General features: G+C 34.3%; 21 protein-coding genes. 2 read left to right on the top strand and 19 right to left on the bottom strand.

Annotated features, from left to right (window positions below; translation table 11 throughout):
• Positions 1 to 2 precede the first annotated feature (2 nt).
• From J4050_RS04160 to J4050_RS04195, 8 genes are all read right to left on the bottom strand, one after another.
• The gene (locus tag J4050_RS04160) at positions 3 to 785 is read right to left on the bottom strand and encodes an ABC transporter permease (protein ID WP_208152688.1); all 783 of its coding nucleotides are present in this window, start codon (positions 783 to 785) and stop codon (positions 3 to 5) included.
• Positions 778 to 1,485 carry an ABC transporter ATP-binding protein gene (locus J4050_RS04165; RefSeq protein ID WP_208152689.1) on the bottom strand — a complete coding sequence of 236 codons (708 nt, stop codon included), beginning with the start codon at positions 1,483 to 1,485 and terminating at the stop codon, positions 778 to 780. Before J4050_RS04165 ends, J4050_RS04160 begins: the two co-directional genes overlap by 8 nt.
• Positions 1,479 to 2,720 carry a nitrous oxide reductase family maturation protein NosD gene (locus tag J4050_RS04170; RefSeq protein ID WP_208152690.1) on the bottom strand — a complete coding sequence of 414 codons (1,242 nt, stop codon included), beginning with the start codon at positions 2,718 to 2,720 and terminating at the stop codon, positions 1,479 to 1,481. Before J4050_RS04170 ends, J4050_RS04165 begins: the two co-directional genes overlap by 7 nt.
• A 9-nt stretch (positions 2,721 to 2,729) precedes the next feature.
• Positions 2,730 to 3,158: a nitrous oxide reductase accessory protein NosL gene (locus J4050_RS04175; RefSeq protein WP_208152691.1), complete on the bottom strand. Its 429-nt coding sequence runs from the start codon at positions 3,156 to 3,158 to the stop codon at positions 2,730 to 2,732.
• Positions 3,155 to 3,772, bottom strand: coding sequence for a hypothetical protein (locus J4050_RS04180; protein ID WP_208152692.1), 618 nt, complete (start codon positions 3,770 to 3,772; stop codon positions 3,155 to 3,157). Before J4050_RS04180 ends, J4050_RS04175 begins: the two co-directional genes overlap by 4 nt.
• Positions 3,773 to 3,945: 173 nt before the next feature.
• Positions 3,946 to 5,898, bottom strand: coding sequence for a Sec-dependent nitrous-oxide reductase (gene nosZ, locus J4050_RS04185; RefSeq protein WP_208152693.1), 1,953 nt, complete (start codon positions 5,896 to 5,898; stop codon positions 3,946 to 3,948).
• 28 nt (positions 5,899 to 5,926) lie between these two features.
• On the bottom strand, positions 5,927 to 6,511 hold the full coding sequence (locus tag J4050_RS04190) for a fasciclin domain-containing protein (RefSeq protein ID WP_208152694.1): 585 nt from the start codon (positions 6,509 to 6,511) through the stop codon (positions 5,927 to 5,929).
• Between the two features lie 30 nt (positions 6,512 to 6,541).
• Positions 6,542 to 7,012 carry a c-type cytochrome gene (locus J4050_RS04195; protein ID WP_208152695.1) on the bottom strand — a complete coding sequence of 157 codons (471 nt, stop codon included), beginning with the start codon at positions 7,010 to 7,012 and terminating at the stop codon, positions 6,542 to 6,544.
• A 121-nt stretch (positions 7,013 to 7,133) separates the two neighbouring features.
• On the opposite strand from J4050_RS04195, the gene J4050_RS04200 reads away from it, so the two are divergent.
• Positions 7,134 to 7,565 (top strand): RrF2 family transcriptional regulator, encoded by a 432-nt coding sequence (locus J4050_RS04200; RefSeq protein ID WP_208152696.1) that lies wholly within the window; start codon positions 7,134 to 7,136, stop codon positions 7,563 to 7,565.
• Positions 7,566 to 7,668: 103 nt separating this feature from the next.
• Here J4050_RS04200 and J4050_RS04205 read toward each other — a convergent pair whose 3' ends face one another.
• From J4050_RS04205 to J4050_RS04250, 10 genes are all read right to left on the bottom strand, one after another.
• On the bottom strand, positions 7,669 to 8,790 hold the full coding sequence (locus J4050_RS04205; protein ID WP_208152697.1) for an ABC transporter permease: 1,122 nt from the start codon (positions 8,788 to 8,790) through the stop codon (positions 7,669 to 7,671).
• Position 8,791: 1 nt separating this feature from the next.
• Positions 8,792 to 9,898 carry an ABC transporter permease gene (locus J4050_RS04210; protein WP_208152698.1) on the bottom strand — a complete coding sequence of 369 codons (1,107 nt, stop codon included), beginning with the start codon at positions 9,896 to 9,898 and terminating at the stop codon, positions 8,792 to 8,794.
• Positions 9,895 to 10,623 (bottom strand): ABC transporter ATP-binding protein, encoded by a 729-nt coding sequence (locus J4050_RS04215; RefSeq protein ID WP_208152761.1) that lies wholly within the window; start codon positions 10,621 to 10,623, stop codon positions 9,895 to 9,897. Before J4050_RS04215 ends, J4050_RS04210 begins: the two co-directional genes overlap by 4 nt.
• On the bottom strand, positions 10,623 to 11,525 hold the full coding sequence (locus tag J4050_RS04220; RefSeq protein WP_208152699.1) for an ABC transporter ATP-binding protein: 903 nt from the start codon (positions 11,523 to 11,525) through the stop codon (positions 10,623 to 10,625). Before J4050_RS04220 ends, J4050_RS04215 begins: the two co-directional genes overlap by 1 nt.
• 2 nt (positions 11,526 to 11,527) lie before the next feature.
• Complete coding sequence (locus tag J4050_RS04225) at positions 11,528 to 12,007, bottom strand: hypothetical protein (RefSeq protein ID WP_208152700.1); 480 nt, start codon at positions 12,005 to 12,007, stop codon at positions 11,528 to 11,530.
• 17 nt (positions 12,008 to 12,024) lie between these two features.
• Positions 12,025 to 12,927: an HlyD family secretion protein gene (locus J4050_RS04230; protein ID WP_208152701.1), complete on the bottom strand. Its 903-nt coding sequence runs from the start codon at positions 12,925 to 12,927 to the stop codon at positions 12,025 to 12,027.
• Positions 12,928 to 12,934: 7 nt separating this feature from the next.
• Positions 12,935 to 14,194: a TolC family protein gene (locus tag J4050_RS04235; protein ID WP_208152702.1), complete on the bottom strand. Its 1,260-nt coding sequence runs from the start codon at positions 14,192 to 14,194 to the stop codon at positions 12,935 to 12,937.
• A gap of 4 nt (positions 14,195 to 14,198) precedes the next feature.
• Complete coding sequence (locus J4050_RS04240; protein ID WP_208152703.1) at positions 14,199 to 14,810, bottom strand: TetR/AcrR family transcriptional regulator; 612 nt, start codon at positions 14,808 to 14,810, stop codon at positions 14,199 to 14,201.
• A 669-nt stretch (positions 14,811 to 15,479) separates the two neighbouring features.
• Positions 15,480 to 16,148, bottom strand: a complete 669-nt coding sequence (locus J4050_RS04245; RefSeq protein ID WP_208152704.1) for a gamma-glutamylcyclotransferase family protein — start codon at positions 16,146 to 16,148, stop codon at positions 15,480 to 15,482.
• A 201-nt stretch (positions 16,149 to 16,349) separates the two neighbouring features.
• The gene (locus J4050_RS04250) at positions 16,350 to 17,360 is read right to left on the bottom strand and encodes a hypothetical protein (protein WP_208152705.1); all 1,011 of its coding nucleotides are present in this window, start codon (positions 17,358 to 17,360) and stop codon (positions 16,350 to 16,352) included.
• 350 nt (positions 17,361 to 17,710) lie between these two features.
• Between J4050_RS04250 and J4050_RS04255 the strand changes: the two genes are divergently transcribed.
• Positions 17,711 to 21,094, top strand: a complete 3,384-nt coding sequence (locus J4050_RS04255) for an amidohydrolase family protein (protein ID WP_208152706.1) — start codon at positions 17,711 to 17,713, stop codon at positions 21,092 to 21,094.
• A gap of 74 nt (positions 21,095 to 21,168) precedes the next feature.
• Here the strand turns inward: J4050_RS04255 and J4050_RS04260 are convergent, their stop codons facing one another.
• Positions 21,169 to 22,065 (bottom strand): universal stress protein, encoded by an 897-nt coding sequence (locus tag J4050_RS04260; protein WP_208152707.1) that lies wholly within the window; start codon positions 22,063 to 22,065, stop codon positions 21,169 to 21,171.
• Between the last annotated feature and the right edge of the window lie 89 nt (positions 22,066 to 22,154).

Below are 22,154 nucleotides of genomic sequence, written 5' to 3' on the forward strand. Positions count from 1 at the left end.
GATTAAAAATCTTTTTTCTTTGATTTATAGATAATTCTCAGAACAGGTAATCCTACCCATAAAGTCAAGGCTAAAAACGAAACGATTAAGCCAAAACTAGTACCGAAGAATTGCTTAAATACCGCTCCTGTATATCCTAGTAAGGCTGAGATATCCAATTTTAAAAGAATTAGCGTTCTCGATAGATCAATTGGGTTTAACATTGTGCCTATTAAGGATACTTTATCTAATGGATAGTCTTCAAATAAAATGAGCGACATTAAAAACAACCCGTCGTAAATAATGGCGAGGAACAACCACAAAAGGATGGCGTAACCAAAGCCTTTAATCTTGTTTTCGTTAGATAGCGCAATATTAAAAGCTAAGGCACTAAATATGAAGGTTAGAAATATACCAACAATGAGTAATAGTGAAAAGTCCCAAATGGCATTAGATTTAAACAAACCATAAGCAATAAATGGTAATCCTAAACCGAGAATCAAACTCATGGATAATGAAATGGCAACACCTAAATACTGACCTAAAAAAATAGAAGAGCGTTTTAGTGGTTGAGCCAATAAGAGTTCTGTAAATTCTTTAGAATTATAATAGTACATCACTCCAAAAATGGTACCAATTAATGGCACCAATACAATGATGACATTCATTAATGTAATGACTGCTTTTGACAAATCATTATTGAGAAAAAGCAATACAATGCCTAATAAAAGATAGAATGCAAAATAGACATAACTCCAACTGCTGCGCATTAAATCGAAAAAACTATATTTTAATATTTTAAGCATGGTTTTCGATTAAAATGTTAGCAATGGCATGTTCAAAATCTTGTTGTTTGGTTTTTGCCTTTAGTTCTTCAATACTGCCTTTGAAGTATATTTTTCCTTCGAGAATAAAAACAATATTATCTGCAACTTCCTCAACAAAACTCATAATATGAGAGGTGATAAGAATGGTTTTTCCTTTGGCTTTTTCTTTCTGAATTAATTCTTTTAATCTAATTAATGAAATAGGATCTAAGCCTGTAGTTGGTTCATCTAAGATGATTATTGGGCTGTTAAACATAAAGGTTAAAACAATATTGACTTTTTGTTTAGTTCCTCCAGACAATGTCCCAAGCTTTTTGTTCAGAAAGGGTTCTAGTTTAAATGTTTCTATAAGATTTTGGTCTGCGTCAGTTTTACCTCTAAGATCCTTAATCATTTTTATTAATTCATTCACTTTTAGGTTGCTGGGAAAATTAGCAATCTGTGGCAGATAATCTATTTTATGACGATAGTCCGAATTATTTTTAATGTTAGTGTCAAATACTTTAATACTGCCTTTATCTGGAATGACCATACCTAATATAGTCTTGATAATAGTAGTCTTACCTGAACCATTCGGACCTAGTACAGCAAAAATACCACCTTCTTTAATGGATAAGTTGATACCATTAAGTACATCATTCTTCCCAAATTTTTTATATAAATCGGTTATTTCTACCATGTAACTTCAGTCATTAAGGGTTTATTGTCAATAAGATTTTCGGGTGTAAAAACAGGCGATACTTTTTCTGAAAAATCAATAATATCTATAAAAAGGCTTCGTAGTAATACAATACTTTCGGGTGTGCGATTTACCAAATACGAAAAGAGTTTTACGGGCCTGTAAGGGATATCACCAATGCCATTTTTGTCTAAATCATATCCCGTGTAATTACTCCAATAGTTATTTTCGAACTTATTGCTGTTGAGGTTGCCAGAATAGGATAAATCAAAAGAATTATACAAGAAGTTGTTTTTTGAATAGATATTATCATAACAAGCACCATGCACTTTTATGGCATAGCCATTATTTTTAAACGTGTTTTCAGTGTAGGTAATTCGGTTGGTACCATCTGCATTAATACCAATGGTATTATCTTCAAAAATATTGTGTTTTAATTCGGCATCATTGATTTCCTTGAGAAGGATACCATAGGAAGCTGTTCCCCAATTTTTCTTAAAAATGTTATTATACATTTTAATTTTTTTTGAAAACATTACGGCAACACCAGCACCATTTGCTTCAAAAATATTATTCTCATAAGTGTTTTCATTAGAGAACATAAAATGCAATCCATAGCGCATATTCTCAGTGGAGTAGTTGTCTGAGATATAACTATTACTTCCAAATTCTAAATAAATACCATCGCGCATTCGTCTTACATCGTTATTGGTAATTCTAATGTTTTCGCAGTGCCAAAGATGTATGGCATTACCAGAATCTGCTTCGGCTTTTCCTTCTCCAGAAATAGTATTGTTATGTACAATACCATCCTTAGATTTCTGAATTAAAAATCCAAAAAATGCGTTTTCTACCGTGATATTTTCTATCTCAAAGTCATAAGATTTAAATAGTAAAATGGCTGCATATTCTTTGGTATAACTAACCTCAATGTTTTTTATAATTAAATTTTTAATGATGATATCTGTGGCTTCTACAGAAAAACCATAACCGTTATTTTGTGTATCGATAATCGTTCCTTCTTCGCCTGAGATGTGAAGTGATTTTTTATAAATAATAATGTTTGATTCTTTGTAGAGTCCTTTTTTTATGAAAATACGATCTCCGCTTTTAGAACTATCAACAGCCGTTTGAATGGATGTAAAATCGCAACCTGCATTGCAAACAGTAGTTGTCTGTGATGATGCAAAGCTGGTTGAGATTATAAAAAGAATAACACTAAATAGTAGTTTCATGCTATTAATTTAGTTGAGTTTTTTGAAAATACCATCCCAATCATAATAATCAGCCGATGAATTATTTATTGCTTTTTTGGCTTGCTCGAAAGAACTAAATCCGGTTAGATTGGCTCCCATAGGACTACTAACTGCTTCACTAATTACATAGCTCGCGGTTTTGGCATTTATCATTGTGCCTGGTGAGGTGTAATCCGTAATTAATAGGTTGCTATCTAAAATAAGTTCTTGTTTATCATTTAAGAATCTAATCATACATTCAATAGCATCAAACTTATATTGTTTGCCTTTGCCAGTAACCATTTGAGCAGCATGAGTTTTTGTGACGATGGTCATTTTACAAAAGTGACACATATCTGTTCCGTATTTAATTGGTTCAGGTGTTTTACTGCAACTTAAAAAAGTAAATAGTATGAGTAAAAGGCTTATTCGTTTCATGCTTTAATAGATTTCATTTTTTTATTGCCTAACCAATAAGCAACAAAGGTTAAGAACATACCAAAGCCCATCATATAAGCACCTGTATGCGGATAAGATTTTGCTACGAAATTTAAAATATGTCTCGTACCAAATAAAGGTGGTTTATAACTTAGTGGATTACCATCTGCATCTGTCATTTTCATAATAGCCTTTGGATCTAAGTTGGTACCATAATCTACCATCCATGCATTAAAATCGTACATACCTAATACTCCTAATATACACATAAGAATTAACCAACCTAAAAACCATTTGGGTGAAATACCTTTAAACAGACCTAACAATCCTATAATAATGCCTAGGGCAGCCATACCACCAATGACTTTTGGGAATACACTAAACTCCCACATATCTTCTGGTTTAGGAAGTTTACTCATGCCTATGTAATGATTTAAGCCATCTATATTTTGTAAATCGTGTTTTTCTTTACCTTGAAGTCCATCGAGATGAATATTCATCCCAATACCATTTGGGTACTGTGGAGCTTCTAGCTCAATACTCCATAAAGGAAAAACAAATAATCCCAATAATAGAGCTGAGCCTATAATCATTATGATACTTGCGGATTTCATGTGCTAATATTTTATTGTAGTAATATGTAACATCTCAGAATAACTCATCTCAAGGATAAAGTAATGCGGTCAGTGATGTTTTATGAGTTTGAATTTAAAAGAATGGGCGAGTTATTACGACTCGCCCATATTGAGTTAAATAACATTTTTAACACTAAAACTATTCAACTCTCTTATTCATCTAAGGTGAATTTAAGAGGTGTGTTTGCATTTGCCGCAGACACCCTTATATAACCTTGCATTTCCTGGTGTAATGCAGAACAGAAATCAGTGCAATAGAATGGCCAAACACCTTCGCGTTTTGGTTCCCAAACAATGGTTTTTGTTTGTCCTGGCATTACTAAAATTTCTGATGTATTGGCACCAATTATTGAGAATCCGTGCGGTACGTCAAAATCTTGTTCTAGATTTGTTAAGTGCAGATATACTTTATCTCCAACCTTAACACCTTCAATATTATCTGGTGAGAAGTGACTACGTATCATGGTCATACTTATATGAACTTCATTACCATTTCGTGTAACCGTAGCTTCACTTTCGCTCTTAGCCACATATGGATGTTCATTTTCAGATAATTCGTAATATTTTTTACTTTTATCTTTAATGATATCTGCTCTAATTCCTGCGGCATAGTGAGGTTCTCCATGCGTTGGGAAATCTGATAATAATTCCATTTTGTCTCCAGAAATATCATACAACTGCGCAGAGTGTTCTAATTCAGGTCCCGTTGGTAAGTAACGGTCTTTAGTTATTTTGTTAAGTGCTACCATGTATTTACCAAATGGTTTTCTAGAATTTCCTCCAGGTATCATTAGGTGACCAACTGAGTAGAAGGTTGGTTGTCTATCTAATATTTCCCAAGTGCCTAATTTCCATTTTACAACTTCAGAAGAGATAAAGAATGTCGTATAAGCATTTCCTTGTCCGTCAAACTCAGTATGTAATGGTCCTAGTCCTGGCTGTTTAACAACACCTGCAATAGTGTTTTCATAACTTAAAACAGGTATTCCGTAAGAATCGTCAACAAAATCCTTATTTGCTATTGCGGTCAACATTTTTTCGAATGAATACACACTTAAATCTGTAGATAATTTACCACTACCAATAATGTACTCACCAGACGGGTCAACGTCGCAACCGTGAGGTGATTTTGGAATAGGAATATAGAACACAGCACCTTCTACATCTTTTGGATTAACTGAAATCACACCTTCTTTCATTGTCGATGTCGCTGTATGTGTTTTTTCGTCATATACATTATGTGCATATGTACCAGCTACTTTTTCACCACCACCATTTTTAACATATTCGGCAATTTTTTGCCAGTTCACAGCTGCGATATAATCTTTATCATTCTGTGAAGCGTTAACTTCCATTAATGTATTGGCTTCTTCAGTATTATAACTTGTAAAGAAAAACCAACCATGAGATTTATTACGACCTGGATGTGCTAAATCGTAGTTGAAACCAGGCATGTTTAATTGGAATTCAAGATTTAAACGTCCATTATCGGCTATACTTACAAATGATAAAGGTCCTTTGAATTGTCCTTTCATTTCATTAATTGGCATATCGCGTTGTGGATTAGGAACTGCAAAACGTGTACCTGCAACAATATATTCGGTATTTTCAGTTACAAAAGAAGAGGCATGGTTACCAGCACTGTTTGGCAATTCAATAATTTCTTCCGTTTCAAAAGTTTCTAAACTAATACGTGCTATTCTAGGAGTATTATTTTCATTGATAAAAATCCATCGTCCATCTAATTCTCCATTAGTTTGTGAAATATCTGGATGGTGAGAGTCGCCCCAAGGTACAAATCCGAAAGACGTATTTAACATCGGTTTGGTTTCTTCAGAATAACCATAGCCTGATGTTGGAAATTGTGAAAATACAGGGATTTCTTTTAACATTCTACCGCTAGGTAGGCCATAAACAGTTAAGTTACCGCTATAACCTCCAGACATAAAAGCATAGTATTCGTCATGTTCACCTGGTGCTACATATACCTTTTCGGCTTTACTCGAAGACATAGCGCCAGAATTGTTAGAATTGTTGTTATTACCGCAACTTGTTATAAAAATAAGTGCAGTAATACTCAACAAATATTTACCTATTGTATTCATATAATTTTGTTTTAATTAGTTGATTTATTTATTCTCTTGGTAAGATGACATCCTCAGTGACGTGCACCCAACCGTTACTTACATTAACAGTACCTAATATCTTAACTCCATCTACAAAGAGGTCACCATCTTTCTCAGTAACTTCCAAGTATTTACCTGAAGCCATATAAAGTTTACGCCCTTTTTGCGCATTCTTTTTTAGCATATCAACTGGGTAGTTGGCAGGCGCAACATGATGTGTTAAAATAAAAGCGAGTTTACTTTTGTTTTCTGGTTCTAAAAGGCTATTTAGAGTCGCTTCATCAATTTTTGCAAATGCAGCATTATTTGGTGCAAATACTGTTAATGGGCCAACATTTACCAATGCGTTTTCGACACCTGCAGCTTGCACAGCAGCAACTAATGTTGAGTGATCTTCTGACTGAATCGCTAACTGTAATGCGTTAGGTGTACCTCCTTCATCTTTAATGAAAGCTTGTCCTGTTTTTTTAGTTGAAGTTTCATCAGTAGTAGTGTCATTTGTTGCGTTTTCAGATGATTTTGTAGCATTATTACAAGCTACGAAACATCCAAAAAGCACAAAAAATAATAATGATTTGATTAGTGTTTTCATTGGTTTTTTGTTTAGTGTTATTATTGAAATTTAGAGCGTTCTAAAATATTCAAGAACAGCTCTGGCTTCCTCTTTGGTCAAGTTTTGATTGGCCATGGGCGATCCATTAAATTCCATTAATAAGTCTTTGGCCAAAGGATCTTCCTTTACCATTTGCTCTGGATTCAAAATCATGTTCATCACCCATTCTGGTGTGCGTCGGCTTAAAATCCCTTTAGGTGAGGGGCCAATGAATTTTTTTTCTGCTTTATGGCAAGCGGTACACATTTTTTCGTATATCTCCTTACCGTGTGTAGCCATGTCTTGGTCTACGACGAGTGCAAGGTCAACCGATGTTACAGGACCAACTCCTTTGTTCTTCAGGTCTATACGTTCAGAGGCCTTTACTTTAACTTCAGGTGTTTTTTTACCATAAGAAACTTCTTCTTTCTTTTCACTTCCACCACAATTAAATAGGGTGAATGAAATAATAAGTGCAATGAGTTTTAGTGTTTGTTTCATTTTTATTGATTTAATATGATGCAAATATAATATGGGGCTTGTTAGTAAAATATGATAAAAATCACATTTAAGATAAAAATATCTTTTTTACTTTTGTTCAATATTAACAAGTCTAAAGATTATGTTTTCAAATTCAACTAAGTACGCTATAAAAGCGGTTTTATATTTAGCAGTACATTCTTCAGAAGAGCAAAAAATAATGATTAAAGATATTGCTGAACCTATTAATGTGCCTAAACACTATATTGCTAAGATTTTGCAAGCTCTTTCCAAAAAAGATATTATATCTTCAACTAAAGGCCCAAAAGGAGGATTTTATCTAACCAGTGATCAGTTGCAAACAAAAGTTATGCAAATCATAGAAACGGTTGATGGTGAAGAGAGGCTTAATTCTTGTTTATTAAGTCTGGAAAAATGTAATAGTGATAATCCATGTTCGTTGCATCATTTGGTTTTTGATGAGAAAAACAAGATTAACGAAAGGTTGAAAATGACAATTCTAAAGGATTTAAGACAACATATTATGAGAGGGGAGTCTATACTACCATTATAATCATTTGTTTTAACAGTTAAGTTCTCATTATTAAAATTTAGATATCTGAAAAAACATAAATGAGTTGAATTTGTTTTAGATATGCTTTTTCACATTTTTAATACTATAGTGTTTTTTTGTAACTCCAGACAGCCAAGCCATTCATAACTATAGCATATACTAATGTTTTTATGGCCAAAGGGAAAACATCGTTAAAGCTAGAACCTTTGAGCATGACCATTCGTATGATTTCCACAAAGTACTTGACTGGATTAAATTCAGTGAGTATTTGTGCCCATTTTGGCATACTTTCAATAGGTGTGAACAATCCACTCATCAATATGAATATTACTACAAAAAACCAAGCAATAAACATTGCTTGCTGTTGTGTGTCGGTGAAGTTTGAGATGAACAATCCAATTCCCAAAATCACTAATATGTAAACGGCGGTATAAACATAAAGAAGTCCTAGGTTTCCTATCATAGGTACATTAAAAATAACTTTAGCCAGAATTAAACCAATGGTCAATAATCCTAAGCCCAATACCCAAAATGGGAATAACTTCCCAATTATAAAATGATGTTTTTTTATGGGTGTAACATTTATCTGTTCTAGCGTACCAATTTCTTTTTCTCTAACAATGTTCATTCCTGATAAGAACAGGGTAATCATTGTTACAAGCAAAACCAAAATCCCAGGCACCATAAACGTTTTGTAGTTTAAAGTCTGGTTGTACCAAAATAGGGGAATGCTATCTATATTTTTCGGTTTTTGTACAGCATCTGAAACCTGTATCAAATCCGCTACAATATTTTTGTTGTAGTTCTGTATAATTTGGGTTATATAAACATTGATAACTCCCGCTGCCGAACCATCAATGGCATCAATAAATACGCCTATATCTTTTGTTTTGTCTTTTTGTAAATCCCGTTCAAAATGGGTAGGTATATTTAAATACGCATCAATCGTACCTTCCTGCATTGCTTGGGAAGCCTCCTTTTCAGAGGGAAACTTTTCTGAAACATTGAAATAAGTCGAAGATTCAAATTGTTCTATCAACCCTCTGGAGATGCTACTGTTATCGGCATCGACATATCCAAATTGTATATTTTTTATTTCGTAGGTAGCCGCATTTGATAAAATGACCAATTGTAGCACAGGTAAAATAAATATGATGGGTAGCATTCCTTTATTTCTAAAGATTTGCTTAAACTCCTTTTTTATGATGTATAGTATTATTTTCATCTTACTCTAGTCTAATTTTATATTTCTTCACACTTACACCAATGAACACTAAGGTCATTAAAAGAAGAATAAAGGTTTCCTTTAAAACAAAACCAATTCCAATACCTTTTAACATTATGCCTTTTACAATGATTATAAACCATTTTGCAGGTATGATGTTGCTAATAACCTGAAGCGGTAATGGCATACTGCTAATAGGGAAAATAAACCCGGATAGTAATATGGTGGGTAACATTAAGCCCATAAGGGAAATCATCATAGCTGTTTGCTGTGTTGCCGATATGGTAGAAATTAAAATACCCAAAGCAAGTGATGTGATGATAAACAGGACACTTTCAATCCCTAATAAGAATAAGCTGCCATTAACAGGCACATGAAATACAAAAATGCTCAACAAGACGATGACTACGGCATTGATAACAGATAGGAAAATGTATGGAAACACTTTACCTATAATGACCTGAAATGGCTTCAAAGGGGAAACCAATAAAATTTCCATTGTACCCTGTTCTTTTTCACGGGTTATCGATATGGACGTCATCATTGCCGATACCAACATCAAAATAACCGTCATCACACCGGGAACGAACATATAAACACTTTTCAACTCTGCATTATAAACCATCCTGCTTTGCGGTACAATCTGATAATCAACGGAAACATTCTTGTTCAATTCTTGCTGATACTTTTTAAGTATTGAAGAAATGTAATTGCTGATGGTACTGGCCATATTAGGGTCTGTAGCATCGGTAAGTACTTGTACATTTGCCTGTTTTTCTTTAATGAGATTATTTCCAAAGTTGTTTTCAAATTGAAGTACGGCCTTTACCTTTCCTTTTTTGAATATGGATTCTATGGATGACTCCTGATGTATGATATCTACAATACTGAAATGCTTTGAAGCAGATATTTTATTGATGATTTCTTTGGAAGTAACATCATTGGCCTGGTCTAAAATGCCTATATCCACGTTGTTAATTTCATTGGTAATGGCGAAACCAAACAACAATATTTGGGCTATGGGCATTCCGAATAATATAAATAGGGAACGTTTATCACGGAATATGTGATAAAACTCTTTTCTTACAAAACCTACAAATCGTTTCATCCTCTGGCGAGTTTTAAAAACACATGGTTCATTGTGTCTGTTTTATAATGCTCTTTTAGCTTTTTTGGGGTGTCCAAAGCTTCAATTTTCCCATTCACCATTATGGAAACACGGTCGCAATATTCTGCTTCGTCCATATAATGTGTAGTTACAAAAATGGTAGTCCCATTATGGGCAGCTTTATAAATCATTTCCCAAAATTGACGTCTGGTAATAGGGTCTACACCACCAGTAGGCTCATCTAAAAAAACGATTTTAGGCTCGTGCAATAGAGAAACCGAAAACGCTAACTTCTGTTTCCAGCCCAAGGGCAGTGAAGCCACAAGACTCTTCGTAACTTCTTGAAGCCCCAATTCCTCAACCAGTTCGCATCGTTTTTGGTCTATTTGTTTTTTGGACAATCCGTAAATACCACCAAAAAATGTGATGTTCTCTTTTACTGTCAAGTCATCATACAAGGCAAATTTTTGACTCATATACCCAATATTTTTTTTGATAGATTCAGTTTCCTTATAAACATCAAAACCGGCAACCGTCGCCTTCCCCGAAGTAGGGGAAGAAATCCCGATGAGCATTTTCATCGCTGTGGTTTTACCAGCACCATTTGCTCCCAAAAAGCCAAATATTTCCCCTGCCTTTACCTGAAAACTTATTTGGTTTACCGCTGCAAAGTCTCCAAATAATTTGGATAGATTTTCTACTTGTATAACGTTATTATCTTTCATCATTTGGCTAATTCCATAAAAGTGTCCTCTATGGTAGGTTGGGTTTTTTCAATTTTAATATCTGTAAGACCTTGAAATTCCAGATAGGTTTTCAAACTTGCCTTATCTATAGGGTGACGCTTGTCGGTATAGTGTACGAACTCCCCAAAAGGAAAAATACTGTAGGTGTGCTCGTAATTAGTTAAACTCTCAATGAGGTTGTACATATTGTGGGCACTGATGTTGTATAACGGTTTTGGAAAGTGGCTAACAATTGCGTTTGGCGTATCTATTTCAAGGATGTTACCATCTTGAATTAATGCGATGCGGTCACATAAGGCAGCTTCATCCATATACGGTGTTGATACCAAAATGGTTATTCCTTTTTTCTGTAACCGTTTGAGCATTTCCCAAAATTCCTTTCTCGATACGGGGTCCACTCCAGTTGTAGGCTCATCCAGAAAAAGGACTTTCGGCTTGTGTATCAACGCACAGCTTAAGGCAAGCTTTTGTTTCATACCACCTGATAGTTTGCCTGCTCTACGATTTTTAAAAGGTTCTATTTGTACATAGATGTCTTTTACCAAATCATAGTTCTCTTCTATGGTCGTACCAAAAATTGTAGCGAAAAAATTCAAATTTTCCTCTACGGTCAAATCTTGATAAAGTGAAAAACGCCCAGGCATATACCCAACACTATTTCTAATGGATTTATAATCGTTAAGCACATCATAACCTGCTACGGTAGCTTGCCCATGATCTGCTATCAACAGCGTGGTAAGTATGCGGAACAAGGTGGTTTTTCCTGCACCATCGGGACCTATTAGTCCAAAAAGCTCACCAGGTTTTACATCAAAAGAAATATCTGATAATGCGGTTATTTCACCATAAGATTTTGATATGTTGGATATTGTGATGCCCATAATTATTCAAAATAATCGTCATAAGCATTTACGTTTTGCTCAATGCTCTTATAAATATGTTGTGCTTCAGCCAAGGTGTTAGCTTCTTTTAAAGCATCAATTTTTTCTATTAACGGAAGCAGCCATACGTGTAAATTATCGTGTGAAGGTCCTTTCATAGTACACTCTTTAATGACATAGTTTTTCTCTTTGTTAAGTGCATTGACGATGGTGTGATAATCATTCAATTCTTTTGGGTTACTTGTTGTTAAAACGGATTGCATTCTAACTACACCTTCATTTGTTTCAGGATTCGCAGTCCATTTAGCCCCATTATTCATTTTTATTTCTTGCATCCAGTCATTACCAACTGCGTTGCTTTCAGCATGCTGTTCTGTGTGTTCTGTTTCATTTTTCTTTGTTGCATTACTTTCTTTGGGTTGGTCTTTACAACCTGTAAAAAGTAGTGATACTGCAATGAGTGTGATTATTATTTTATTCATAATTTCAAGTTTAATATTTATTGATTTGATTCTGTGTTTAACCACATTTCAGCTGGCATTCCAATTTTTAAACTGCCATCGTTTTTTACCTGCACTTTCACCGCATAGACCAGGGCAACTCGTTCTTCTTTGGTTTGAATGATTTTAGGGGTAAACTCCGCTTCCGAAGCTATCCAGCTAATTTTGCCGTCATACGTTTTCATTGTATCTTGGTCATCGATTTTGACGGTTACGGCTTCACCTATCTTTACTTTGGCCAATTGGGTTTCGCTGACATAAACCCGTAGTTCCATAGTCGATAAATCAGCAATTTTATAGAGTGGTTTTCCAAAGGATACAATTTCACCGGGTTCAACGTATTTTGACAATACAGTGCCATTTATTGGATTTTGTATTCTACTCTTTGTTATTTGGTCATTGACTTGTTGAAGCTGTACATCTATGTTTTTAAGTTCGTTTACCACTGGTGCATTTTGAATTTCAACACTGCGAATACTGTTTTTTAAAACTGCTATTTCACCGTCAATATCATCCAACTGCTTTTGTGTTCCAGCATTGTCTTTAATTAAATTTTCAATTCTTGTTTTATTGGTGTTGGCGGTCTTTAATTTGGCTTGTAATACATTTATCTGAGACAAAACACCTTTGGACTTTGCTTTAATCACATCTTTTTGTACGAAAAGTTGCTCTTTTTTTAAGTGAAGAGGAATCGTATCTATATGACCAATAAGTTCATTGTATTCTATAACAGAGCCTTCATCAATAGTAAAGGTCATTAGTTTGCCAGTGTTTTCAGCAGATACAGTTATTTCGGTAGCTTCAAAATTTCCATAGCCATCTGCTTTATCTCCGTTATTGCTACAGGCTATTAATACAGTTATAGCAGTTAGTGTAATTAGTATTGTCTTTATGTTTTTCATCGTTTTTCTATTTAATATCGCCTTTAAGGGTATTGTAATTGGCTTTGGCTAATTCCAATTGGGTTTTATGTTGATTGAACAAATTTTCTGTTTCGTAAAGTTTGGTAAGTTCTGTAATGTATTCAGAGGTCGTGATAACACCATTCTTCAATTGAGATGCGGAAGTATTAACTACTTCTTGTTGCAAAGAAATTAGCTGCTGGTCAATAGTAATAGTGCTTTCAAGAGTTTCAATTTCTTTTTGTTGTTCATTTAAAGCGGTGTTGATGTTCAGTCTAAAAACTTCTTCTTGATTGCTAATCAATTCTTTTGAATAATCCAATGCTTGCAGCTGTTTCTTATTAGCATTCCAGTCGAACACGTTCCAGTTTAGATTTAAACCAACGATGTAGTAAGATGTAAAGTCATTTTCCAACATATTCAATCCTGGATTACCATAACCACCAGTTGCAAATCCTTTAAGTTCGGGAACCAATGATTTGGATAGTATATTTTGTTGTTGTCCTATCTCTTGTTTCTGCAAATTGAACAAGGCTAATTCCGGTCTGTTCAAATCTGAACTTTCAACTATTGAGAGCAAAGGTTTTTGAAATTCTGTTTCAATAGGAATAGAAACTCCTATTAATGAAGATAACGATGCAATCAACTTTGACTTATTGTTGGTCGCTTCTTTCGTTTGCTGTAAAATTTTCAACAATTCAGCTTCAATGACTTTATCTGATGTAGGTAATAATACACCATTTTCTATTCCGGATTTCACTTCCTTTAATTTACTATTCAATTGTTGTTCTCTTACATTCAACAATTTAGTTTGGTCATCAATCAGAAGAATTGAAAAATACAGTTGATTAACACGTTGTTTTAATTGGTACAGATTGACTTCGACCTCTTGTTGTTTTCTGTTAGAAATTATATTTTGTAAACCTTGCGATGCTTTAATTTTTCCTCCGTTGAAAATCAGCTGATTAGCTGTGAGTGTGGCACGGTATTGATCGTTGTTCAGAGATTCAATATCTATACTGGGTACTGGAACCTCAGTAACATCACTCTGATAGGTCGCCTGAGCATTAAGATTAAGCTGTGGTAATGTCTTCGCTTTTATTGCCGAAAGCTCAACCTCCTTTTGTTGCTCTAGGATGGCACGTTGTTTAGCAAGAGGGTAATTTGTTTTCAAACTTTCATAACATTCATTCAAACTGATATTGCTTTGGCTGTAACCAAAAATCGTTGTTAAAAAGAATAGTCCTAATAGATATAAAGTTTTCATAGGTTTATTTTTTTATGGCATTAATGATGAAATCTGATACTTCTTTTTTTCGAGCTTCCAACAATGTTTTGAATGTTTTGTCATCGACATTCGTAAACGCTTTAATCAAAGGTGAAGCAACAAAAGGGAAAATATTTAAGGCTAGGATATTTATAAGCAACTGTTCCGCACTTATAGGATTTATGTTACCAGCATTAACTTCATTTTGTACTTGTAGCTTAAATTTATCAATGTTTGGAAAGGTAACATTCATCTTTATTTTTTCGATGAAGTTTGGATTTCTATTAAGCTCCTGAATAACGAAGTTTGGTAAATAAGGATGCTTTATTATAAAACTAATATAGTTGTAAGTGAAGTTTTTGATTTTATTCTCTAATGAAGAATCATCATTAAGAATGGCGTTTAGTTGAGGTGCTAATAAAGCGAAAGCTTTTTTAAATACAGCCTCGAACAAGAGTTGCTTACTTCTGTAATAATAATGTAACATTGCCTTGTTGATGCTTGCTTTATCTGCAATTTCTTGCATTCGTGCACCATCCATTCCTTTAGCTTGAAATACTTTTTGTGCTGCTTTTAATATTTGTTCTTCTGTTTTATTGTCTTTATGTTTTGTCATAAATTAACCTTTTAGTTTAACCATATGGTTAACAAAATTACTAAAAAATATTTAATAACAATTGTTTGAGTTTTTAAAAATATACCAATGATTTACAAAAATGTGGTAATATGCAACTACAAGAAATAATGGTGTTTAGTATAAACAAATGAAATAGAGGTATTAGTATTGAATCTTATTCATATTAATAGGTAGTCTTTATTTGAGAAATTATATCGAATTTATATTTATAAGAATTAAGGTTTGGAATATTTTAAAAAAGTTAAAGAAGCATAAATGAATTGTCAATAAATTCATCAATTCTAACTGAGTCGAAAATGAGTTTATTCATAAAAAGAAGAATGGTAAATATTAGAAAGCCTATAAAAATAAAAAGTTCCTTTTGTGTCTAAAAGTCAATGATACCTTTTGTTTAAAGTTCATTTAACTGATTAAATTTATTGATTTCTAGTATTAAAAGGTTCGATATTTTTTCTGTACGCTCTACTACAAACCAGATACACTGTATCTGGTTTTTTTGTGAGCGAGATTCAAAAACTTGTTTTATGAATTAAAGCAAGCAAAATAAAGATTTGTTTTTCAAATCTGGTTTGTTGTACAAACTCCCATTTATGGTCCAATGAGCATAGCGAACTAGGGCTAGTAATTATGCACATCGTTAGCCTGTGTTTATTCTTTATCAATCCAAAAAACATCACTATTTGCTAGAACAGTAACTTTATCGAGATTTTTTGTTGAGGACTCAAATTCTTGTCTAAATTTAACTCCAATGCTGTCGCAAGCCTTTGTTACTAAATCAAAATATGGTTTTGGCAAAACGGTATTGTCTTTTAGTTCATAATTATAAGTGTGCCCCGCGTCTGCTTTGTAGACATAAACTTTGCCTCCTTTAAACTCATATTCTTCAATCTTATTAGTCACATCTATTCTGTCGTAACCTTTTTCACGTATATCAAATTCAGCTAATTCTTCAGGTGTGATAAAGAACAGTACACAATTCATCTTTTGCTTATCTGATTCTGTTATGTTTAGTGCTATTCCGTTATAAATTTGAATGGTGTCATTATCTTTAGAATAGAAGAAATCTCTTTTGGGATTTAATACCGAAGAGAAGAAATCCCATGACCTTTGATAGTCTTTAAGATGAACAAGATAAACAGAATCTTGATAGGTTCTCTTTAAGGTTTTTTCCATACTAGTCTTAGACATTAAAGAGCCATAACCTATCATGCCAACTTTACCTTTTTCTATAGTAATAACTTCTTTTTCTAAATTTTTATTACACCCAAACAAAATTGGTATAAGCATTATTAGAATATATGTTTGAGCTGATTTCATTTTATTTTAATTAGTTTCTTTTAATATGTGAGAGTTTTCAATGCCGGCTAACGATTTTAGACATGGTTTCGTTACGGAATGGTACGCGAGTATCATTCTGCCGTAACCATAAATTTAGCAAAAAGGCTCGAAATTCCGATTAGGAGTTTCAGCTGTAATGAACTATAGCCGGTATTGTGTTTTCATATTTTTATTAGCTGCTTATTTTCTTGATTTATCTAATGCAATAAATTTTTTCATTCCAGTAATTAAATCATTAGCCATTCTAGATGTTACAGTTTCTAAACCATCTAAATGCCATTGATTAATTTGTCCAGTTTTTTTGTTAAGTTCTGCAATTTCAAAAGGTTCAACTTCAAAATAGACTGAACTAAAAGTTAGTCCATCTCTATATTTATTCATCATACCAGCACCGATTCTACCTTTGTATTCCCTTGTTTTATCGTCATCAATTGGTCCTACTAATGCAGTTTCAATTCCGTGAAGCACCATACTCTTTCCATTTTTAATAAGACTTACATTTACCGTTAGAATAAGAACAGCGTCTAAATCTAGGTTTTCTGCTATTAGGCCAATTGAAGCTGGTGCTTTAAAATCTGTTGCTACTATACTTGCACTTAATGGATAGAATTCATAACCAGTTGCAGAAAGTGACCCCTGACCTTTTACATCGTCTGTTAACATTCTTGTAAAACTATTCCTCAAAGCTTTTGAGAGTCCACTCATTTCTACATTATTGACTCCTTCTTTGTAAACATTTATTTTTTCTTCACCAGTTAGAAAGTCTTTAGGTTCTAATAGAGATATGTTTTGTTCTTGAAATTTATTTTGGAATATTGGTAACATTTCATTGAGAAATTTATCCGCTACAAGATTGCTTCCTGAAGGTGTTAAATAGTTTTTGGTGAAAAGAGTAGTGTTTCCAATCTTGCTTGATTTTGTTACTGATTTATCCCAAATTTGCATTGTTAGAACACCAATTTTTTTTGGATTGGGTAGATTATCTTCGGAAAGTAAATTCTCATTGAGTAAACCTTTAAGTTGATCAATCCAAGTACTGTTGTTTTTATAACTTTTCACTAGCTTATCCCATTTCTTATCTTTTAATTCAGCTAAATCCTGTATAGATTTCTGGGCACTACTTGGGCTGGACATTCCTATAAAAAATAGAGTCAAAACTAATTTTAATAAAGTTTTTGATAATGAATTCATAATATAAAATTTAAAGTTAATTAAGATTATTAATTAGTATGAAACACAACTTGTTTATATGCGTTATTGAAAGTTCCATAATATCCAATCGGAGGGGTAACGATGATTTTATGTGATTTTTTTCTTCCATATGATATGCTTTCAATAGTTCAATTTTCAATATAGATACTTTTTACAAATTATCGAAAGGATTTTTTGTGTGCCAAAGCCCAGTTCTTAATTCTAGTAAAAGAATTTCTCCCTGAGAACAAGACTGAACATGCTTCTTGAAGTAGTTTCAATTCTTAAACCCTACGAGATAACCAATAATTGAGTATTTTTAGAATCACTATCTAATTAAACCATTTAATATGAAGACTTCTCAACTGTTTTATGCAGCGTTATTTATCTGTTGCATTGCCCTCAACTCATATGCACAGGAAGAAAAGGCCGTTAAGGATACCTTAAAAAAGGCCACTAAAGAGCTGCCATTAGAACCAACTAGAACTGTGAAATTCAGTACTGATACTGGGACTTGGATGTCTTTAGATGTGAGTCCGGACGGAAAAACAATAGTATTTGATATGATGGGTGACCTTTATACTATTCCAATAAAAGGCGGTAAAGCTAAGCGCATCACTGAAGGTATGCCCTATGATGTGCACCCAAGATTTAGCCCAGATGGAAAAAGTATTCTATTTATTTCGGATAAGAGTGGATCCGACAACTTGTGGACCATGGATCTAGCTTCTAAAGAACAAAAGCAATTGACCAAAGATAAAAATAAGTATCATGTTTCAGCAGATTGGACACCAGATGGCGAGTATATTGTGGGAACAAGAGGACGACGGAATATTAAACCGTTTATAGTTCATAAAGATGGCGGTGCAGGTGCCGATTTGCTTTCAGATCAAAAGCCCAATAAATATATCGATCCTGCTTTAAGTGCAGATGGCAGGTATATTTATTTTTCTGCACGTAGAGGTGCTTGGAATTATAATGCACAATTACCCCAATACCAAATTTTAAGTTTTGATCGTGAGGATGGAGATACAGAAACCATAACGTCTAGATATGGTTCAGCATTTACGCCAACAGTATCTAATGATGGTCAGTGGATGGTTTACGGAAGCCGTTTTGAAGAACATACGGGACTAGTACTTAGAAACCTTAAAACAGGTGAAGAGAACTGGTTGGCCTATCCTGTTCAGAGAGATGATCAGGAGTCTATAGCGCCGCTTGGTGTTTTACCCGCAATGGCATTTACACCAGACAATAAAAACTTGATTGCTTTTTATGGAGGAAAACTGCATTCCATTTCTATTGAGGATAAAAAGGAAACCGAAATTCCGTTTTCGGTGGATGTAGATTTAGATTTAGGTCCAATGGTTTCCTTTAAGTATCCTATTGAGGATACACCAGAAGCACTGGTAACTCAGATAAGAGACGCAAAACCATCACCAAACGGAAAGCAAATTGCCTTCACGGCATTGAATAGGCTTTATGTGATGGATTTACCTAACGGTACGCCAAAGCGTTTAACAGATCATAATTTTACTGAAGCTATGCCAGATTGGTCTCCAGATGGTAAGCAAATTGTATTTACAACCTGGAAACCAGATGGTGGCCATTTGTATAAGATAAATGCAACAGGAAAAGGCAAGCCCGTGAAATTAACAAACCGACGTGGCATATATTCAAATCCAGCATGGTCTTTTAAAAGTGAACGTATTGTTTTTATTAAGGGAGCAGCGCAAACCTACGATGATGCTATAGATCCATTTGATTCTAGGGTATATGAAGAGATTGCCTGGATTCCTACAAATGGTGGTAACGTTACCATTATTGATAAAGCTAAGGGGAGAACAATGCCTCATTTTACTAAAATAAATGACCGTATTTATTTAAGCCATAGTAATAGAGGTTTAGTGTCTGTCCGCTGGGATGGTAGTGATGAAAAGGAGCATCTTAAATTAACTGGGATTAAAACTTATGGCTCGTCTGATATATTCGGTAAGGACCATGATCGCGCAGCAGCCATGCCAACTCACGAAGACGGATGGAGAGAAACTAATAAAGGGTCATCACCAAGTGAAATAAGGATTTCTCCTAATGGCAAATATGCACTTGCCAAAATAAATAATGATGTTTATTCGGTTTTAATTCCAATGATAGGTAAAACACCTTCTATTTCTGTGGCCAAGCCAGAAAAAGCAGCTTTTCCAGCCACAAAACTTACCGTAATTGGAGGTGAGTTTCCGGCTTGGTCTAATGATAGCAAGCGTGTGCATTGGTCACTAGGAGCTAGTCATTTTCAATATGATTTGTTAAAAGGCAAGGCCTTTAAAGATAGTTTGGAAGTCGCCAAGAAAAATGAAAAGGAAGCCAAGTCTAAGGAAAGTGACTCAACTAAAGTTAAAGATAAAAAGAAAGATAAACCTGTTTTTAAAGCAGACGAATATAAAGTGAAGGTGTTCTACAAGCGTGCTATTCCCCAGGGTGTAACGGTGCTTAAAGGTGGGCGAATAATTACTATGAACGGTACGGAGGTTATTGAAAATGGAGACATTCTTATAGAGAATAATCGCATTAAAAATATTGGAGTCTCAGGGAGTTTTAGTATCCCGGATGATGCTAAGGTTATAGATGTCTCTGGTAAGACCCTAACGCCCGGTTTTGTGGATACTCATGCGCATATGTGGCCAAATTGGGGAGTTCATAAAAATCAAGTTTGGATATACTCGGCTAACTTGGCTTATGGCGTTACTACAACGCGAGACCCACAAACCGCAACAACGGATGTGTTGACTTATGCTGATATGGTGGAGTCTGGAATGATACACGGTCCTAGAATTTATAGTACTGGACCTGGAGTGGGATTTTGGGCTTATAACATAACAAGTTTAGTGCATGCTAAGGATATTTTGAAGCAGTATAGCGAATACTACAATACTAAAACCATAAAAAGTTATATCGTTGGGAATAGACAACAGCGTCAATGGTTAATTATGGCCGCACAAGAACTAAAACTCATGCCAACGACTGAAGGAGGCCTAGATTTTAAGCAAAATATGGTAAATATGATAGATGGTAATCCCGGACATGAACATTCTTTTCCCATTTATCCCATCTATAACGACGTTATTACTGTGGCAGCACAGTCTCAAATGGCCATTACACCAACTTTGTTAGTTAGTTATGGTGGGCCTTGGGCCGAGAATTATTTTTATTCCAGGGAAAATCCGTATGACGACAAAAAAATGCAATACTTCACACCATATAAGGAGTTGGCTCAAAAATCTAGAAGAAGACCAGGTTGGTTTAAGGATGAAGAACATGTATTTAAAAAACATGCTGCATTTATGAAAGATCTTATCGAGGCCGATGGTATTGGTGGTATTGGAAGTCACGGTCAATTGCAAGGTCTAGGTTTTCATTGGGAACTTTGGGCTGTGGCTAGTGCTGGCATGAGTAATCTTGATGCGTTGAGATTAGCTACAATCAAAGGGTCCGAAGCCATTGGATTGGATAAGGACTTAGGGTCATTAGAAGTTGGTAAGTTGGCCGATATTCTCATTATGGATAAGAACCCTTTAGACAATTTACGCCATACAAATACGCTAACTCATGTTATTAAAAACGGTATTGTTTATGATGCCGATACATTAGATGAAGTTGCACCTGTTGAGAAAAAGGCGGATACCTTTCATTGGCAAACTAAAAGACCCTCTAATTTACCAGGTGTTAAGAACTAAAAAAAAGCCATTGTTAGACTAAAAAAAGCTCCTTGATTGTTCAAGGAGCTTTTTATTTAACAGAAATAACTATTCTATAATGCTAATGACATTTTTTTGATGCCATCAACTTGCTCTGATAGTTTTCGTTTAATCCGTTTTTTATTAAAGACCAATAGAGGAATTGAGATTTCATAACCCATTGTTTTTACAAGATCCTTATGAAGTAATTTATCTATGATTCTATCGCGTTGGCGCTCCATCATAACAAGAATTTCTGGTCGGTCTTTTTCAATAAAATTCTGAATGCCAGATTCTACGTCTTCTGCTTGTTTAGATGAGAATAGGATATTAGAATAGGCAATCCGCATACCTACCATGGCTTTAAACCATTCCATTTTGCGCTCGTGATAGTCTTCATTTTTTCTTGGAATATGAACAACTTCAATTTGTGCATTAAGAGGTTTTACAAAATCAGCGAGACGTTTCAATGCATGGATATCGGCCTCATCAAAATCAGTGGCGTAAATTATTTTAGACCAAGTTTCGTACAATGTATACTCTGGTAGAACAAGTAATGGACAAGATAAGACTGCCATTAATTGATTGGCAATATTTTCTGTAAAAATACCTCGCAGCGAATATGGATTTTTAACGCCGACAATTACCAAATCCGCATCTATTGTGGTTGCAGTTTTAAGAATGGCTTTTGATATGGAATCACTTTTTAAGGCATGTCCATTAATAATTGGGGATTTAAAGTCTTTCTTAAGATATTTTAAGCAATAATCTTGAAGAATATCTTGTTGTTCCTTATCAAAGTTGTCTTCTAAAACACCTCTTGAACGAACTGTGGTTGAAACAATTGGAAGTAAATCATATACATGAATGGCATGTAGTTCTGCCTTTAGCGCTTTACTCAGTCTGTATGCATATTTAAGTTCAGGGACTGACTTTTTGGTACAATCGGTAGCATAAAGAATAGTTTTCATGAGAATTAGGTTTTGATAAGTACAAAATTAGAGTTAGGATTTATTGTGGTCAATGATAATTATCATTCTACCACGATTTGATAGGGCTG

This window comes from Winogradskyella pelagia (assembly GCF_017581965.1).
GTDB lineage: Bacteria > Bacteroidota > Bacteroidia > Flavobacteriales > Flavobacteriaceae > Winogradskyella > Winogradskyella pelagia.

What these genes read in the sequence shown, in the direction of transcription:
- J4050_RS04160 (WP_208152688.1), bottom strand. Translation starts at nt 785, where the DNA reads ATGCTTAAAATATTAAAATATAGTTTTTTCGATTTAATGCGCAGCAGT.
- J4050_RS04165 (WP_208152689.1), bottom strand. Translation starts at nt 1,485, where the DNA reads ATGGTAGAAATAACCGATTTATATAAAAAATTTGGGAAGAATGATGTA.
- J4050_RS04170 (WP_208152690.1), bottom strand. Translation starts at nt 2,720, where the DNA reads ATGAAACTACTATTTAGTGTTATTCTTTTTATAATCTCAACCAGCTTT.
- J4050_RS04175 (WP_208152691.1), bottom strand. Translation starts at nt 3,158, where the DNA reads ATGAAACGAATAAGCCTTTTACTCATACTATTTACTTTTTTAAGTTGC.
- J4050_RS04180 (WP_208152692.1), bottom strand. Translation starts at nt 3,772, where the DNA reads ATGAAATCCGCAAGTATCATAATGATTATAGGCTCAGCTCTATTATTG.
- nosZ (WP_208152693.1), bottom strand. Translation starts at nt 5,898, where the DNA reads ATGAATACAATAGGTAAATATTTGTTGAGTATTACTGCACTTATTTTT.
- J4050_RS04190 (WP_208152694.1), bottom strand. Translation starts at nt 6,511, where the DNA reads ATGAAAACACTAATCAAATCATTATTATTTTTTGTGCTTTTTGGATGT.
- J4050_RS04195 (WP_208152695.1), bottom strand. Translation starts at nt 7,012, where the DNA reads ATGAAACAAACACTAAAACTCATTGCACTTATTATTTCATTCACCCTA.
- J4050_RS04200 (WP_208152696.1), top strand. Translation starts at nt 7,134, where the DNA reads ATGTTTTCAAATTCAACTAAGTACGCTATAAAAGCGGTTTTATATTTA.
- J4050_RS04205 (WP_208152697.1), bottom strand. Translation starts at nt 8,790, where the DNA reads ATGAAAATAATACTATACATCATAAAAAAGGAGTTTAAGCAAATCTTT.
- J4050_RS04210 (WP_208152698.1), bottom strand. Translation starts at nt 9,898, where the DNA reads ATGAAACGATTTGTAGGTTTTGTAAGAAAAGAGTTTTATCACATATTC.
- J4050_RS04215 (WP_208152761.1), bottom strand. Translation starts at nt 10,623, where the DNA reads ATGAAAGATAATAACGTTATACAAGTAGAAAATCTATCCAAATTATTT.
- J4050_RS04220 (WP_208152699.1), bottom strand. Translation starts at nt 11,525, where the DNA reads ATGGGCATCACAATATCCAACATATCAAAATCTTATGGTGAAATAACC.
- J4050_RS04225 (WP_208152700.1), bottom strand. Translation starts at nt 12,007, where the DNA reads ATGAATAAAATAATAATCACACTCATTGCAGTATCACTACTTTTTACA.
- J4050_RS04230 (WP_208152701.1), bottom strand. Translation starts at nt 12,927, where the DNA reads ATGAAAAACATAAAGACAATACTAATTACACTAACTGCTATAACTGTA.
- J4050_RS04235 (WP_208152702.1), bottom strand. Translation starts at nt 14,194, where the DNA reads ATGAAAACTTTATATCTATTAGGACTATTCTTTTTAACAACGATTTTT.
- J4050_RS04240 (WP_208152703.1), bottom strand. Translation starts at nt 14,810, where the DNA reads ATGACAAAACATAAAGACAATAAAACAGAAGAACAAATATTAAAAGCA.
- J4050_RS04245 (WP_208152704.1), bottom strand. Translation starts at nt 16,148, where the DNA reads ATGAAATCAGCTCAAACATATATTCTAATAATGCTTATACCAATTTTG.
- J4050_RS04250 (WP_208152705.1), bottom strand. Translation starts at nt 17,360, where the DNA reads ATGAATTCATTATCAAAAACTTTATTAAAATTAGTTTTGACTCTATTT.
- J4050_RS04255 (WP_208152706.1), top strand. Translation starts at nt 17,711, where the DNA reads ATGAAGACTTCTCAACTGTTTTATGCAGCGTTATTTATCTGTTGCATT.
- J4050_RS04260 (WP_208152707.1), bottom strand. Translation starts at nt 22,065, where the DNA reads ATGAAAACTATTCTTTATGCTACCGATTGTACCAAAAAGTCAGTCCCT.